Annotated in this window: 11 protein-coding genes; 5 read left to right on the top strand and 6 right to left on the bottom strand. The window is 67.6% G+C overall.

Features of this window, described 5'->3' with window-relative positions; genetic code table 11:
* Positions 1-92: 92 nt before the first annotated feature.
* From KUV67_06590 to KUV67_06580, 3 genes are all read right to left on the bottom strand, one after another.
* Positions 93-1,571 carry a hypothetical protein gene (locus KUV67_06590; GenBank protein MBY6204542.1) on the bottom strand — a complete coding sequence of 493 codons (1,479 nt, stop codon included), beginning with the start codon at positions 1,569-1,571 and terminating at the stop codon, positions 93-95.
* A gap of 566 nt (positions 1,572-2,137) precedes the next feature.
* Entirely contained in the window at positions 2,138-3,031 is an 894-nt protein-coding gene (locus KUV67_06585; GenBank protein ID MBY6204541.1) for a hypothetical protein, read from the bottom strand.
* Positions 3,032-3,133: 102 nt separating this feature from the next.
* Positions 3,134-4,966, bottom strand: a complete 1,833-nt coding sequence (locus KUV67_06580; protein ID MBY6204540.1) for a formylglycine-generating enzyme family protein — start codon at positions 4,964-4,966, stop codon at positions 3,134-3,136.
* 324 nt (positions 4,967-5,290) lie between these two features.
* Here KUV67_06580 and KUV67_06575 point away from each other — a divergent pair, with 324 nt between their 5' ends.
* Positions 5,291-6,517 carry a GAF domain-containing sensor histidine kinase gene (locus KUV67_06575; GenBank protein MBY6204539.1) on the top strand — a complete coding sequence of 409 codons (1,227 nt, stop codon included), beginning with the start codon at positions 5,291-5,293 and terminating at the stop codon, positions 6,515-6,517.
* A gap of 128 nt (positions 6,518-6,645) precedes the next feature.
* Here KUV67_06575 and KUV67_06570 read toward each other — a convergent pair whose 3' ends face one another.
* Positions 6,646-8,823 carry a TonB-dependent siderophore receptor gene (locus tag KUV67_06570; protein ID MBY6204538.1) on the bottom strand — a complete coding sequence of 726 codons (2,178 nt, stop codon included), beginning with the start codon at positions 8,821-8,823 and terminating at the stop codon, positions 6,646-6,648.
* A gap of 236 nt (positions 8,824-9,059) precedes the next feature.
* Between KUV67_06570 and KUV67_06565 the strand changes: the two genes are divergently transcribed.
* The 4 genes from KUV67_06565 (at position 9,060) to purT (ending at position 12,728) form a co-directional block, all read left to right on the top strand.
* Positions 9,060-9,662 (top strand): VTT domain-containing protein, encoded by a 603-nt coding sequence (locus tag KUV67_06565; protein MBY6204537.1) that lies wholly within the window; start codon positions 9,060-9,062, stop codon positions 9,660-9,662.
* 88 nt (positions 9,663-9,750) lie between these two features.
* On the top strand, positions 9,751-10,587 hold the full coding sequence (locus KUV67_06560) for a DUF1206 domain-containing protein (GenBank protein MBY6204536.1): 837 nt from the start codon (positions 9,751-9,753) through the stop codon (positions 10,585-10,587).
* A complete protein-coding gene (locus tag KUV67_06555; protein ID MBY6204535.1) occupies positions 10,559-11,437 on the top strand; it encodes an EcsC family protein in 879 nt (292 codons plus the stop codon). Before KUV67_06560 ends, KUV67_06555 begins: the two co-directional genes overlap by 29 nt.
* An 82-nt stretch (positions 11,438-11,519) precedes the next feature.
* Positions 11,520-12,728 (top strand): formate-dependent phosphoribosylglycinamide formyltransferase, encoded by a 1,209-nt coding sequence (gene purT, locus KUV67_06550; protein ID MBY6204534.1) that lies wholly within the window; start codon positions 11,520-11,522, stop codon positions 12,726-12,728.
* A gap of 9 nt (positions 12,729-12,737) precedes the next feature.
* On the opposite strand, the gene KUV67_06545 is transcribed toward purT, so the two are convergent.
* Positions 12,738-13,298, bottom strand: a complete 561-nt coding sequence (locus KUV67_06545) for a DUF4287 domain-containing protein (GenBank protein ID MBY6204533.1) — start codon at positions 13,296-13,298, stop codon at positions 12,738-12,740.
* A gap of 76 nt (positions 13,299-13,374) precedes the next feature.
* Positions 13,375-13,965 (bottom strand): hypothetical protein, encoded by a 591-nt coding sequence (locus tag KUV67_06540; protein ID MBY6204532.1) that lies wholly within the window; start codon positions 13,963-13,965, stop codon positions 13,375-13,377.
* Between the last annotated feature and the right edge of the window lie 47 nt (positions 13,966-14,012).

The raw sequence follows: 14,012 nt of genomic DNA, 5'->3' as shown, positions 1-14,012 counted from the left end.
GGCGATTCTGCATCCGTTCCGCCGCACTTCACGGGTTCGTGAAGTCGATCGGGGGCGTACGCGGACCGTCGAGCATGCCCCTTCGGCACGGGTCAAGGAATGACCAGCGCTCCGGTCTCGAATCCGTCGATGAACAGTGGCGCTTCGTGCGGCCATTCGAATGCACCCATGTCGCACACCGCCGTGCCGTCGGCGTCGCCGTCACCGGGCCGATCCACGCCGCGCGCATCGGTGAAGGTGCACAGTGACGAGTTGGTCGAGGTGATGGGCGCCGGGTTGGCGTTGTCCAGGGCGAGATTCAGCGAGGCCGGCGGCACGGTGCGGGTCACGCCGCCGTAGTGGCCGAGCGGGAGGAACGGGCCGGCATCCCCGATCAGGTCATTGAAGCCGTTGATCGCGCAGCTGCCATCGGGAAGCAGGTTGTAGCCGGCCGAGCCGAACGTTGCAGGCGGGTTGTTGTTGAACGTGGCGCAGGCGTCGGTCGTGGCCGCGGAGAACAGGTTGTTCCAGGTCGACAGGAACTCGGCGCCACTCGGGTTGTAGGCCAGGTGCGCCGCGCCGGAGCCGGTGTTGGTGTTGTCGATCCAGGAATTGTTGCGCGTCACCAGCTGGCCTTCGCGCACATAGATCGATCCGCCGGGGGAAGACGACGAGGTGTTCGAGAGGAAGGTGTTGTTCCAGAAGTTGAAGAACGGCACGTCGCCGCCGATCGATTGCGTGCCGGTCCATACGGCCGCACCCAGCGCAGCCACGTTGGCCGCGAACAGATTGCGCTGGACGGAGGCGACGTTGGTGGGGAGCAGATTGAGCGTGACCGCCCCGCCGGCTCCGCCGACCTGGTTGAACAGGAACTCGTTGTCGTTCAGCCCGACCTCGGCATCGCGGATGTACACCGCGCCGCCCTGGTCGGACGCGTTGCCCAGGTTCTCGGCCGAGTTCAGTTCGAAGTGGTTGCCCAGGAGCGTGACGGTTCCGCCCTCTGCATAGATCGCGCCGCCGAACAACAGGTTCTCGCTGCCGTAGACGCGGTTCCCGATGAACCGGCTGTTGCGGATGTCGAGGATGCCGTCGGCGTTGAACTCCGTGTAGATCGCGCCGCCGAACGCGGGCGATGAGCCGTTGGACGGGGGGCGCTGCTCGCACTCGGCGAAGGTCACGTTGGTGATCGTGACGACGACATCGCCGTTCCCGGTCGCGCGCAGGCAGCCGCCGCCGAACACGCCGTCGGAGTTCTGCACGACGAGGTTTCGCAGAATGAAGCCGTCTGCATTGTTTCCGACCAGGAACACCCGGCCCCCGGCATCGCCGTCGATCACCAGGCCCGGCGCGTCGCGGCCGTCGATCTCCAGCGTGTTGAAGGTCACCTGGGGAAGGGTCCCGGTCAGCGTGATCGTCGACCCGGCCAGCGCGGGATCGAACACGATCCGGTTGTCGCCGCCCTGCGATCCGTGCTGCTCCATGGCCCAGCGCAGCGTGCCGGGGTCCGAGGTGTCGGCGTTCGACGTGACGGTGAAGGTGGCAGCGTGCAGCAGGCTCGGGACGAACAACAGGAGGGCGAGAAATCGGAGCATGATGGTGGGCGTGGTCTGGGATTCGGGGCTCTGTACGTAGTTCGCGTACCGAGCACGACACTCGTCCGTGCGCGAGCGGCTCGTGCAGGGTGGTCCGACACCATGCCCGGGCAGCCCTCGCCGCGCCGCCGCGCCGCACCAAGCTCCGACGCTCATCGCGACCCAACGGCGCTCCGCACCGCCCACCCGTCGCCCCGCCCCTGATGCGGGGTCCAGCGACTTTTCCTCTCTTCCGAAACTCCGAAGTCGCTGGATCCCGGGTCAGGCCCTGGACGACTTGAGGGGTGGTCTTCCGATCGCTTCGCTCTCAGGAACGTGGAGCCGCTTGGCACCCCGGTGCCGTCGCCCGACACCCCGCACCCCGACGACGCGGACTTCCACCCCCTCGCCCCGCCTCACCTGCACCGTGGCTCCAACTCCCAACGCCGTCGCCCCGCACTCGATGCGGGACCCGGTGACTTTTCCTGGTGTCGACACCCCGAAGCCGCTGGATCCCGGCTTACTGAACCGAACGGCGTTCGTGGTCCCGCGACGATTCCATTGCGTGCCGCGCGCCTCGTGCAGCTTCAGGGCGCGTCGGGAAGCACCCAGATGTCGACCCGATCCAGCGCGATGTACGGCACAGCGATTCGCCCGTTCTCCGCATCGAGGCCGATATCGGCCGGCCGTCCGGGCGTCCGGATGATGACCTCGGCCTCGCCGTCCTTCAGGAACCAGATCGCCCGGTCGACCTGGGAGGCGACGAGCAGGCCGTCCCGCCAGGGCTCCAGTCCGTCCATGTTGCCGCCGTCGGGAAGCGTCGGCCCGTCGGACAGCGTCCCGGTGTCCGGCGCGTAGCGCATCAGCATGCGGCCTCCGCCCCAGGGCGCGAGAACGAGCAAGGACCCGGCCGGGTCCCATGCAATGCCGTTGGGCGGCGAAGGGAGGTCCGCGTCGGCGGCGATCGAGATGGCACCATCGACGATCCGGAACAAGCGGGCGTCGCCGGTATCGGTCAGGTACATCGCGCCGTCCGGGCCGCGCTCCAGGTCGTTCAGGAACCCGGGATCGAAGGAAGTGAAGTCGATGAACTCGAGGTGTTCGCCGGAGTGACGGTCGAATGCATGCAGGCCGTCGGCGTCGGCGACCCACAGGCGTTCGCCGATGATGCGCATGCCGCGCGGGCCGTGGAGCGGGTGCGCATCGGTGCCCGTCATGAACTCGCGCTCCACGATTTCCCCGTTCGAGGCGACCTTCGACACGAAACCGTTCGCGTCACCTGCGGCCTCGCCGTTGAAATTCGAGATGAACCAGACCGCCTGGTCGGCGTCCCAGTGCACCGCTTCGGGACCGGCCAGACCTTCGACGACGAGCACCCGATCGTCGAGGTCCTGGACGTCGGTGGCGGGAACGGCGGAGGCGCTGTGGATCATTGCCGCGGCGCAGACGATGACGATCGGACCAGGAAGGAGTCGGTTCACGGGCGAGGCTCCGGGGTGGGCGGCAGACGTGCCGGGGGTCTCAATCTACCTCTGCGCGGACGCATCGGCAAACGGACTCGGGATGCGGTCCGGATCGAAGCCTCAGTCCATCGCGGGCGTTTCGGGCAGTGGCACGGCGACCCGCAGGCCGGCGGTCGGGTTGCGGTTGGCCGCGCCGGGGCGGATGCGGGCGGCGGAACGGAGTTCGCGGTCTGAGCTGCTCCAGGAGCCTCCGCGCAGCGGCGCGCGGCCGCAGTCGCCGCGGTCCCACGGGCTGCCGTCGGTCGGTGCGCCGCGGTAATCGCTGTTCCAGCAGTCGCGGGTGGGTTCGAGCACGTTGCCATGCATGTCGTGCAGGCCGAACGCGTTGGGCGGGAAACTGCCGACCGGCAGCGGACCGTCGCGGAATGTCCCCTGCGGACAGTCCCCGGAGACCACGCGGGCGTCGAAGTTGGCCTGCTCGGCGGTGATGCAGTCGCCGGTGGCGTATCGCGTGTTCGTGCCCGCTCGCGCCGCATACTCCCACTCGGCTTCGCTCGGCAGGCGATAGTCGAAGCCGGTCTGTTCGCGCAGCCAGCGCACGTAGGCCAGCGCGTCCATCCAGGTCACGTGAGTGACCGGCAGGCGAGTCCAGTCGCTGTCGGTCGGCACGGGAAGATCGGGGCAGATGCCCGCGCCGACGCAGGGCTGCCACTGGCCCAGCGTGATCTCGAACTTCGACAGGGCGAAGCGCGGCACGTCGACCTCTCGCTGGGGCCCCTCGTTGGCCGAGCGCATCAGTTCGTCCGGCGGGCTGCCCATGGTGAAGCGACCGGCGGGCAGGGCCACCATCTCCGGGCAGGAGGCGCAGTCACGGAAGGATTCACCGGCCGCCGGCGGCCACCGCTTCATGCCGCGCAGCGTTTCCAGCGCGGCTGCCAGGCTCGATCGGGTGCGGTCGGGCGTCGGGCCTGGAAATCCGGCGAGCGCGTCGCGCGTGGCCTGATCGAACTCACCGCTTTCCGCGATGTCGCGCCCGAGCCGGTTCATTTCGCGTTGCATTGCCCGCACGATGCCCGTTCGTTCTTCGGACGCCTCCAGCGAAAGCAACCGTTCACTCGCGGACTGGGCATGCCGACCGTCAGGAAATCGCTGGAGATAGTCGTTCATCGCCTCGGCCGATCCCCCGGCCAGGGCGGACTGCCAGGCCGTATCGTCGGCTCGGGCAAGGGCCACTCGCAAGCGGTCGACCAGCCAGGGTTCGAGCTCCTCGATCGCTGCGTACTGCGGGAGCGCGCGCCCGAGCGCTGCGCGCGTCTCGGCGTCGAAGCGGCCGGTCTCGGCGACCGGTTGGCCCAGGCGGGCCAGGACACGCTGGGCGGTTCGGATCTCTTCTGCGGTCAAGCCCTGCGCGTCTGCCGGCGCGGCCGCATCTGCCTGAGCCTGCGTTCCTCCGCTACGGGTCAACAGGAACCCCCCGATCGACACGATGACGCCGAGCACGCCGATGGCGGCAAGGAGGAGCGGCAGACGTTCTCCCGCGGCGCGGCGCGATCGCGGGCGGGCCTGCTTCCCGGACGACGCTTGGGGAGTGGCGACGGCGTCCTGGTCCGGGGGAGGCGCGGGCCGTTGCATGCGATGAAGAGCCGCCTGCATCAGCCGTTCGGCACCGTCCTTGTCCCAGCCTGCGGCGCGGGCCTTGCGAAGCAGGCTGTCTCGCTCGCTGGCCGGCAGTTCTCCGCCGCGCGCCTGCATCCGCGCCTGGATGCTCAGCACGATTCGCCGGCGCGTGGCCAGGTCGGGGTTCTCCGCTGCGAGGCGATCGGCGATACGCTCGAGTTGCTCACGGCTTTCCACGTCCCCGGCCAGCGCTTCGGGCAGCCGGGCCATGGCATCGTCGGGCAGTCGCCCATCGCGACGGAGCCAATCGGCGACGAGTCGTTCGAGTGAGGTCATTGTCCAGAGCTCCGCATCCTGCTCCATGGTACCGGGCCATGACCCGTGATCCGGTGACGACGATCGCGCTGTCTGCAGCCGCCGCGAGCGGGCTCGTTTTGCGTGTCCGGTCGGGCCCGCCATCGCAGCGTCCATCCCTCGGTCGACGTCTTGCCACAGGCGGCGGCGTGATTCAAGCCTCGCCGCTTGCCGGGTTCGACGGCGCTGAACGCGGGTCTATACTCGAACGAGCGGTTCGAGGCGCCATCGACCGGCACGGACTCGGTCGGGAACGCCGGACACCGCCGTTGAGCGCTCCTGCTCCCCGCGCAAGGAAGATCGCCGATGACGGAACAACCAGCCCGGACGCCCCATCTCCGGGATCGTGAACGCCTGCAGTCCCTGGCCGAGACCGGCCTGCTCGACACGCCGGAACGCGCGGCGCTCGATCGCTACGCCCGGATCGCGACCCGCGCGCTCAAGGCGCCGGTCAGCCTGGTCTCGCTGGTCGACGACGACCGGCAGTTCTTCGCGGCGGCCCACGGCCTCGACGGACACTTCGCCGAACAACGGGAGACGCCGCTGAGTCACTCGTTCTGTCAGATCGTCGTCAACGAGCGCCAGGCGCTGGTGGTCACCGACGCCCGCAACGACGAGCGCGTCTGCGACAACCTCGCGATCGCCGACTTGAACGCGGCCGCCTACGCCGGTGTGCCGCTGTGCGATTCGAAGGGCAACGTGCTCGGCAGCTTCTGCGTCATCGACGAGCATCCGCGCGACTGGACCCGCGGCGAGCTGGATCTGCTTTCCCTGCTGGCGGAGGAAGTGGCCGAGGAAATCGAACTGGCCCGACGGATCTGGGTCGCCGAGAACGCGGAAGCGGATCTGGCGGAGATCAACCAGGAGATCGCGGCGGCCCACCAGCGCGCAGCAGACCACAACGCGGCGGTCATGCACGACCTGCGAACACCTCTGCAGGTGGTCTCGGTGGCGGTTCGCTCCCTGTCCGATCATCCCGCCGTGAAAGGCTCGACCGCGCTGACGAAATCGGTCGAGATGCTGGAACGCAACGCACGCCAGGCCTTCGACCTGGTCAGAAGCGGTGGCGGTCCCGTTGTCGAGAACGACCTGTTCACGCCGGTCGATGCGGCGCGGATCGTCGAACGGGTCTGCAAGGACCTCGAAGAAGGGACCTCGACCGACATCGAGTGCTCGCTGGAATCGGCGGACGTTCTGGCCGAACCGATGATGATCCAGCGCGCGGTGCAGAACCTGGTTTCCAACGCGCTGCGGTTCGCTCGCAGCAGGATCGCGGTCGAGGTCGCGCTGCGCGAGGGGATGGTCGGCATCGTGGTCGAGGATGACGGGGACGGGCTGCCGAATGCGGAGGACTACGCCCGCGTCTGGGACCTCGGTCGCCGCTTCCACGGCACGCGGTCGAACACGGGCCTGGGACTCGCCGTTACCCGCCAGCTGATCCAGGCCCTGGGCGGCAGCGTGCGAGCCCGGCCTTCCGATCTGGGCGGTGCGCGCTTCGAGCTCTGGCTGCCGGAGGCGCCCGGAGACTCGTGATTCGACGATCGCTGCAGTGCGACCGCGCGCCCCTCGGCGTCCCGCGGCCGCAATAGAACGAAGCCACGGCCGGGCCGTGGCTTCGGGACGGAGCATCCTGGTCCCCGGCAAGCGGGGCCCGTTGGGAATCAGAACCTGTAGCTGGCCGTCAGCCGCGCGTTCAGCGGGGCACCGACCGTGGCCTGGTGGGTGGCGTGCGCGTTCGGGAAGTACAGCTCGTCGGTCAGGTTCTCGATGTTCAGCTGCAGTCGGAGTCGATCGGAGACGTTGTAATACGCCGCCGCATCCAGCCGCGTGTAGGCCGGAAGTTCCGCGGTGTTGCTGTTGTTGATGAAGCTCTTGGACTGGTGCGTCAGGCCGAGGCCCAGGCCGAGCTTCTCGGTGACAACGAAGTTGTTCCAGACCGAGAAGGTGTGCTCGGGCAGTTCACGCGGCCGCAGGCCCGTGTCGCCGCTTCGGTCGACCTGCTCGCCGTCGAGGTAGCTGTAGCCGGCCGAGATGTACCAGCGGCCGGTGATCGGCCCTTTCAGCTGGGCCTCGACCCCGTGGATCTGGGAGTCGATCACGTCCAGCGTTTCGGGGTCGTTGTCGGCGACCTGCGGCGAGCTCTGCTCGACTTCGAAGAACGCGGCGGTCACGCTCATGCCGCTGTCGAAGTCCCACTTCACGCCGACTTCGGTGTTGCTGAAGGTGTCGGGGTCGAGCTGGTTGTTCGCGCCGTTGATGTTGGCGAACTGCTCGCCCGAACGGGGCAGGAACGACTCGCTGTAGCTGGCGTAGAGCGAGATCTGCTCCCAGGGCTTGAAGATCAGGCCACCGCGCGGAGAAATCTCCTCGTCCTTGCGCGAACGGCGCTCGTTGGCCGGTACGTTGAGGACGTCGATGTCGAAGCTGTCGAAGCGCGCGCCGACGATCAGATCGAGGTACTCGCTGAGCTGGATCTCGTCCTGGATGTAGGCGGAGAACACGTCGATGTCGACCCGCGTGTCGTCGTTCAGGTCGACGGTGAAGTCGTTCATCGTCGGCACGCCGAAGGCGTTGGTGCCCATGCCGTTGCGCAGGTCCAGCGGGCGCGCGACGGCGAAGATCTCGTTGTCGTCCAGGGTCGTGTTCCAGAACGCGTTGAAGCGGTCCTGGTCCGACGCGGTCTCGATGTACTCGGAACCGACGATCAGGGTGTGCTCGATGGGCCCGGTGAAGAACTGGCCGATCAGGTTGCCCGACAGGATCAGGTTCTGGCGGTCCGTCGTGTCGACGTAACCGTCCAGCGTGACCTGGTCCGGCGTCGCGGCCTGGTCGTATCCCGACACGTAGAAGTTGCTGTAGAACTTGTCGTAGTCGCCGTAGAAGGCGCTGACGTTGCCCTTCAGGCTGGCCGAGAATTCGTGCTGCAGCGCGGTCCGGAACAGGTGCGCTTCGAGCGTGGTCAGGTTCAGCTCCGGATCGCCGAACACGATGTCCTCGAAGGCCTCGACGGGCCGGCCGTCGGTACCGGTCGGAATGCCGCGATCGATGAATCGTTCATGGTCGATGTACTCGTAGGACACGTCCAGCGTGGTTCGATCGGAAAGCAGGAAGCGGCCGGTGGGGTTGAAGCCGATGCGCTCGCCGTCGAAGAAGTCGCGGTGGTTGTCGAGCTGCTCGTACATGGCATTGAGGCGGAATGCCGCGGTGCTGTTGCCGCCGACGTTGGTGTCCAGCCAGACGCTGTAGCCGCCGAAGGAGTCGATGCCGGCGCGGACGTCGGTGAACGAATCGCCGATCACGCCCTTCTTGGTCACCCGGTTGAGGATGCCGCCGGTGCCCCCGCGGCCGAACAGCAGCGCATTCGGGCCTCGCAGGATCTCGACCTGTTCCAGGTTGTAGAGCGGACGGTAGTACTGCACGTCGTCGCGCATGCCGTCGATGAAGAAGTCCGCGGTGGAGCGCACGCCCCGGAACACGATGGCGTCGCGATGGCCTTCGCCCTGGGACGTGTTGACGCCGGGGGTGTAATCGACGATGTCGCCGAGGCTGTCGAAGCCACGCAGCTCGATCTGCTCTTCGGTCACCAGGGTCAGGCTCTGGGGCACGTCGCGGATCGGCGTCGGCGTCTTCAGGGCGTTGATCTGGTCGGAGTACAGCACGTTGCCGGTCACCGTGACCAGATCGAGATCCGTGCTGTCCCGGGAGTCGGAAGTCGACGTGCCGGGTTCGCCCGAGTCGCGGGCGCCGGCGCTGGAATCGTCCTGTGCCAGGGCCGGATTCGCGATCGAGAGCGCCAGCAGGGCGGCCAGCGAGAGAGGCAGGGATGAAGTTCGGTACATGGAGAATGACGTCCTCTGGAATACGATCAAGAGCCGTAGTGTAAACGAGAACGATTGGCAATTGCGTGTCGTTCGCGGCTTTTTTGCGGCCTCCGTCCCGGGTTCGGACCGGACTTCCACGCCGAATCCGCGGATCGACAGGCCCGGCGCTCGACGCTCCGGGTTGTCGCTCTGCCGCCGGGCCGATAGACTGCATTGCTTTGACCGACGCGCTGGCGTCGAAGGCGTCCGGCTCCATGGGCATCGAATCGAAGCGCGCCAAGCGATGGTTCAAGCGACTCAGCGAATCGCGCCACATGTTCTGGCTGCTGGGCACCCTGTCCTTCCTCGAGACCATCGTTCTCCCGGTTCCGATCGAAGTGGTGCTGATCCCTCTCATGGCGGCCAACCGCGAACGCATCTGGATGCTTGCAGCCGTCACCACCGCCGGCTGCCTGGTTGCGTCGGTCGTCGGCTATGGCGTCGGCATGGTGCTGTACGAATCGCTGGGCACCTGGTTCATCGAAACGATGGGCATGGAAAGCGCCTACGAATCGTTCCAGGATTTCTTCGACAACTACGGCTTCGTGGCCATCCTGACGCTCGGCGTTCTGCCGATTCCGTTCCAGGTCGCGATGATCACTGCCGGCCTTTCGGGCTATCCCATCTACCTGTTCGTGCTCGCGGCCGTCCTTGCCCGCGGCGCGCGCTACTTCGGCCTGGCCTGGCTGGTTCGACGTTACGGCGACCGGGTGGAAGAGATGTGGCGTCGTCACGCCCTGCTCACCAGCCTGGTCGCCGCCACGGTCATCGTCGCGCTTGCGCTGGGGACGCGCTGGCTGGCCAACCAGGTGATGTGACTCGAGTGGATGCCGCCGGTCGGAGTCGGCCGGTCTGGTAGAGTCGTCCGGAGAATCGTCGTTTCAATGTCCACGAGGGATCGCAGCCATGCAGCCCGATTCAGTCCAGACCGGTCGCCGAAGAAGTTCGAAATTCCAGTTCGTGGCTCGCGCCGGATACGTCGCCAAGGGCATCGTCTACGGCACGGTGGGCTTGCTGACCCTGGGTGCGATCTACGAGTGGTTCGGCGAACTCTACAGCGGCCTGGGCGATGCCGAGGTCACCGGCACGCGAGGCGCGCTGGAAAAGATCGCTTCGCAGCCCTTCGGCAACTTCCTGCTGATCGCGATGACCGCAGGCCTGGCGGGCTACGTGGTGTGGCGGCTGGTCCAGGCGATCAACGATGCCGAGGACAAGGGGTCGGACGCCTCGGGCCTGTTCCAGCGCGCGGGGTTCTTCATCAGCGGGTCGATGTACGCGCTGCTCGCGCTGTATGCCGCGCAGCTTGCAGGCTGGCTGGGTGGGGGCGAAGGCGACGGATCCAGCCAGCGGGAGTGGACGGCGCGCCTGATGAGCCATGAGTGGGGCATCTGGCTGATCGGCCTGGTCGGGGTCGCGTTCATCGGCGTCGGCATCTATCAGTGCTACCGCTCGGCCACCCGCAAGTTCGAGAAGAAGTGGCAGGGCAGCAACAACCCGTGGACGGTCCGGCTGGCCCAGTTCGGCGTTGCGGCGAGAGGCTTCACCCTGATGCTGATCGGCGGCATCGTGATCAACGCCGCGATCCAGGCCGACCCCGATGAAGCGAGGGGTCTCGGCCATGCGCTTCGAAGCCTGCAGGACCAGACCTACGGGACCGTCCTGTTGACCGTGATCGGGGCTGGCCTGATCTGTTACGGCCTGTACTGCTTCGTCAATGCGCGGTACCGGCAGATCGATTCCTGAATCGGGTGCTCCGGATCGCCGGGACCCGGTGCGCGCCGTGACGCTCTCCGAGCCCCACCGGCGGGAATTGACGCAGGCCCGATCGCTGCTGGAAAACCCTGGGCTGACCGCCCGGCTGACCGATGCCCTGGCGTCGCCGATCGAACGCGGCATGGCCTACCTGCCCGACGGCGCGCGCGAGCAGATCGTCGCGCTTTCCGACGCGGCGCTACGGGGCGCGCTCCGGGTCGCGCTTTCCACGCTCGGCGACGTGCGATCGCCGCCCTCGAACCGCTTGCATAAGGTCGGCGGTGCGCTGTCCGGCGCGCTCGGTGGCGCGTTCGGTCTGCCTGCGCTGGCCGCCGAGTTGCCCGTCTCGACCTCGATCATGCTGCGTTCGATCGCCGATATCGCCCGCAGCGAGGGTGAAGACCTGTCCGAAGCGGAAGCCCGGATCGCCTGCATGGAAGTCTTCGCGCTCGGCGGTCGTTCACCGTCGGACAACGCGGCGGAGTCGGGCTACTTCACCGTGCGCGCGGCGCTGGCCAAGGCGGTGTCGGATGCCGTGCGCTACGCAGCCACTGCCGGCGCCGTCAAGGAAACGGCACCGGCCATGGTGCGGCTGATCGCGCAGGTCGCGACCCGCTTCAGTATCCCGGTCACCGAAAAGGCCGCCGCCCAGGCCATCCCCGCGGTCGGCGCCGCCGGCGGCGCGATCATCAACGTGCTGTTCCTGGATCACTTCCAGGACATGGCGCACGGCCACTTCACCGTGCGCCGGCTCGAGCGACGCTACGGCCCGTCGGCCGTGCAGGTCGCCTATCGGGAGCTCGGGCCGAAGACGCCTGATCGACGCCTGATCGAAGGCTGATCGCCATCTGCTGCACACGGAACCGGCGCGCGCGGCGCTCCGGTATCCTCCTCGCACCGTGTCACGTTTCGAGGACGCCCTCATGCCAACGACCGATCCGCCGACCATCGGCACCCCCTTCTCCGACACGGCAACGCGCGTGATGCTGTGCGGCGGCGGTGAACTGGGCAAGGAAGTCGTCGTCGAGCTCAAGCGCCTCGGTTGCGAAGTCATCGTCCTCGATCGCTACGACCATGCTCCGGCGATGCAGGTCGCCGACCGCAGCTACACCCTGTCGATGCTCGACGGCGCTGCGCTGCAGGACATCGCCCGCCGCGAGAAGCCCGCGTTCATCGTGCCCGAGATCGAGGCCATCGCTACCGATGCCCTGGTCGAGCTCGAAGGTGAAGGATTCCGCGTCGTGCCGACGGCACGCGCCGCGCAGCTGACCATGAACCGCGAGGGCATCCGCCGGCTTGCGGCCGAAGAGCTGGGGCTGCCGACCTCGGACTACGCCTTCGCCGATGACTGGGACGACGTCCGCGCAGCCGTCGACCGGGTCGGCGTTCCATGCATCGTCAAGCCGATCATGAGTTCCTCGGGCAAGGGGCAGTCGCTGGTACGCAACCTCGACGACCTGCAGGCCGCCTGGGACTACGCGCAGCAGGGCGGCCGGGCCGGCAAGGGGCGGGTCATCGTCGAATCGCTGGTCGATTTCGACTACGAGATCACCCTGCTGACCGTCCGCCACGAGCGCGGCACCGCGTTCTGCGCGCCGATCGGCCATCGCCAGGAAGACGGCGACTACCGCGAATCGTGGCAGCCCCAGCCGATGAGCGAGACGGCGCTGCGGACGTCCCGCGAAATCGCCGAGAAGGTCACTCGCGCGCTCGGCGGCCGCGGCCTGTTCGGCGTCGAGCTGTTCGTCCGGGGTGACGAGGTCTGGTTCAGCGAAGTCTCGCCGCGCCCGCACGACACCGGCATGGTGACCCTGATTTCCCAGCCGCTGTCGCAATTCGCGCTGCACGTTCGCGCGCTGCTCGGCCTGCCCCTGGGCTGCACCGGAACCGAGATCCCGAACCACGGGCCGGCGGCATCGTGCGCCTTGCTGGTGGAAGGGGAGTCCGATCGGGTCGCGTTCGATCGCCTGGCCGAGGCGCTGGCCGAACCCTTCACCGACCTGAAGCTGTTCGGCAAGCCCGAGGTGCGCGGAACCCGCCGCATGGGGGTGGCGCTGGCGCGAGGAGAAGGGGTGGAGGACGCGGTCGAGCGTGCGAAGCGTGTCGCCGCAGCGGTCCGGCCGACGCTCTAGCCCTTTCGTTCAGGCCCGGTCGTAGGCCTCGCGCAGCCAGCCCACCAGTTCGTCGTCGACATCGTCTTCGCGCTCCAGACGCACGCGGTGGCTGACCATCGTGTTCCACTTGCCGCTGTCTTCCAGTCGGCCTTCGGCGCCGCGATCCGGAAGCTTGATGCCGACATCGACGCGGGTCTTCGTCGAGGGCTGAATCAGCGCGAACTGCTTCGAGCGGCGTACGCTGACGTAGGTCTTCCTGGGCGCGAATTCGACATCGTCGCCGAAGGTCGAAATGCGCGCCTTCAGCGCATCGTGGATCGGCCGCAGCGAATCCTTGCCGACGTACTGCGCCTCGACCAGCGCATCGTCGTCCGGCGCTTCGGCCCCGGCGTTGAGGACCTGGTGGGCGATCAGGCTGGCATAGCCGTGCGTGACGCCGTGCTCGGTCTTCAGCCACTTGACGATCTCGCCGTGCTTCGTCGCCCCGGACTTCGCCACCAGCCTCGACCACTGGTCGATCGACTTGCCGGTCTTCTCGGGCAGATTGGCCAGCATCGCTGCGGCCTGTTCTTCGGGGGATCGGGCCACCGGGCGGCTCCGGGACGGACTGGTTCCTGTATACGGCAGCGGCGCCGGCAAGTCCAGCGCTGGCCTCGCCAAGCGATCAGCCCCCCTGGTCGAGCATGCTGAGTTCGAAGTCGATATCGGCGATGGCCCCCTGCTCATCGACGGTCACCACGAACCCCTTGAAGTAGCTCAGGAACTCGCCGTTGATGAAATACCAGCGGTTGTCCTCGTTCCGGATCGCCTCCCCGGGCACCGGGTCGAACTGGTCCGGGCCCATGACCGCCTGCAGGACGGACATGAAGCGCCCGGCGGATTGCCCATCGAGCCGGAAGGACGGGTCGATGAGCCCGTCCAACGCATCCAGTGCATCGTCGGTCGACAGGTAGGCCAAGCCGTGGATCGGCACGAGCTCTCCGTCCCGGATCCAGACGACGTGCCTTCCCGCGGTTATGCCGCGGAACGGGTCGCGCGCCTCCGGGTCCGGGAACAGCGAATAGCGCAGCCGGAACAGCGGCGCGGTCAGCACGCCGTCGGCCCGGGCGACGTCCATCGGCTCGATCTCGAGTCGCATGCCCTCGAGGAACAGGGTCTCGACCTCGCCGGGGTCCTGCGACAGGGCGGGCACGGTCAGGAGGGCCGCGCTGATCGTCAGCGCGGCAGCGGTGATCGTGGATCGGGACATGTTCATTCGGTCGACCTCCAACGGATGAAGCCGGCGATCGCTTCGGGCCGGCA

It is taken from the genome of Halomonas denitrificans (assembly GCA_019800895.1).
GTDB lineage: Bacteria > Pseudomonadota > Gammaproteobacteria > Xanthomonadales > Wenzhouxiangellaceae.
The sequence above is the reverse complement of the archived record's forward strand: the minus strand, read 5'-3'. Positions and strand labels throughout refer to the sequence as shown.

Coding starts and splice junctions, on each gene's coding strand:
- KUV67_06590 (MBY6204542.1), bottom strand. CDS start 1,571: ATGCTCCGATTTCTCGCCCTCCTGTTGTTCGTCCCGAGCCTGCTGCAC.
- KUV67_06580 (MBY6204540.1), bottom strand. CDS start 4,966: ATGACCTCACTCGAACGACTCGTCGCCGATTGGCTCCGTCGCGATGGG.
- KUV67_06575 (MBY6204539.1), top strand. CDS start 5,291: ATGACGGAACAACCAGCCCGGACGCCCCATCTCCGGGATCGTGAACGC.
- KUV67_06570 (MBY6204538.1), bottom strand. CDS start 8,823: ATGTACCGAACTTCATCCCTGCCTCTCTCGCTGGCCGCCCTGCTGGCG.
- KUV67_06565 (MBY6204537.1), top strand. CDS start 9,060: ATGGGCATCGAATCGAAGCGCGCCAAGCGATGGTTCAAGCGACTCAGC.
- KUV67_06560 (MBY6204536.1), top strand. CDS start 9,751: ATGCAGCCCGATTCAGTCCAGACCGGTCGCCGAAGAAGTTCGAAATTC.
- KUV67_06555 (MBY6204535.1), top strand. CDS start 10,559: ATGCGCGGTACCGGCAGATCGATTCCTGAATCGGGTGCTCCGGATCGC.
- purT (MBY6204534.1), top strand. CDS start 11,520: ATGCCAACGACCGATCCGCCGACCATCGGCACCCCCTTCTCCGACACG.
- KUV67_06540 (MBY6204532.1), bottom strand. CDS start 13,965: ATGAACATGTCCCGATCCACGATCACCGCTGCCGCGCTGACGATCAGC.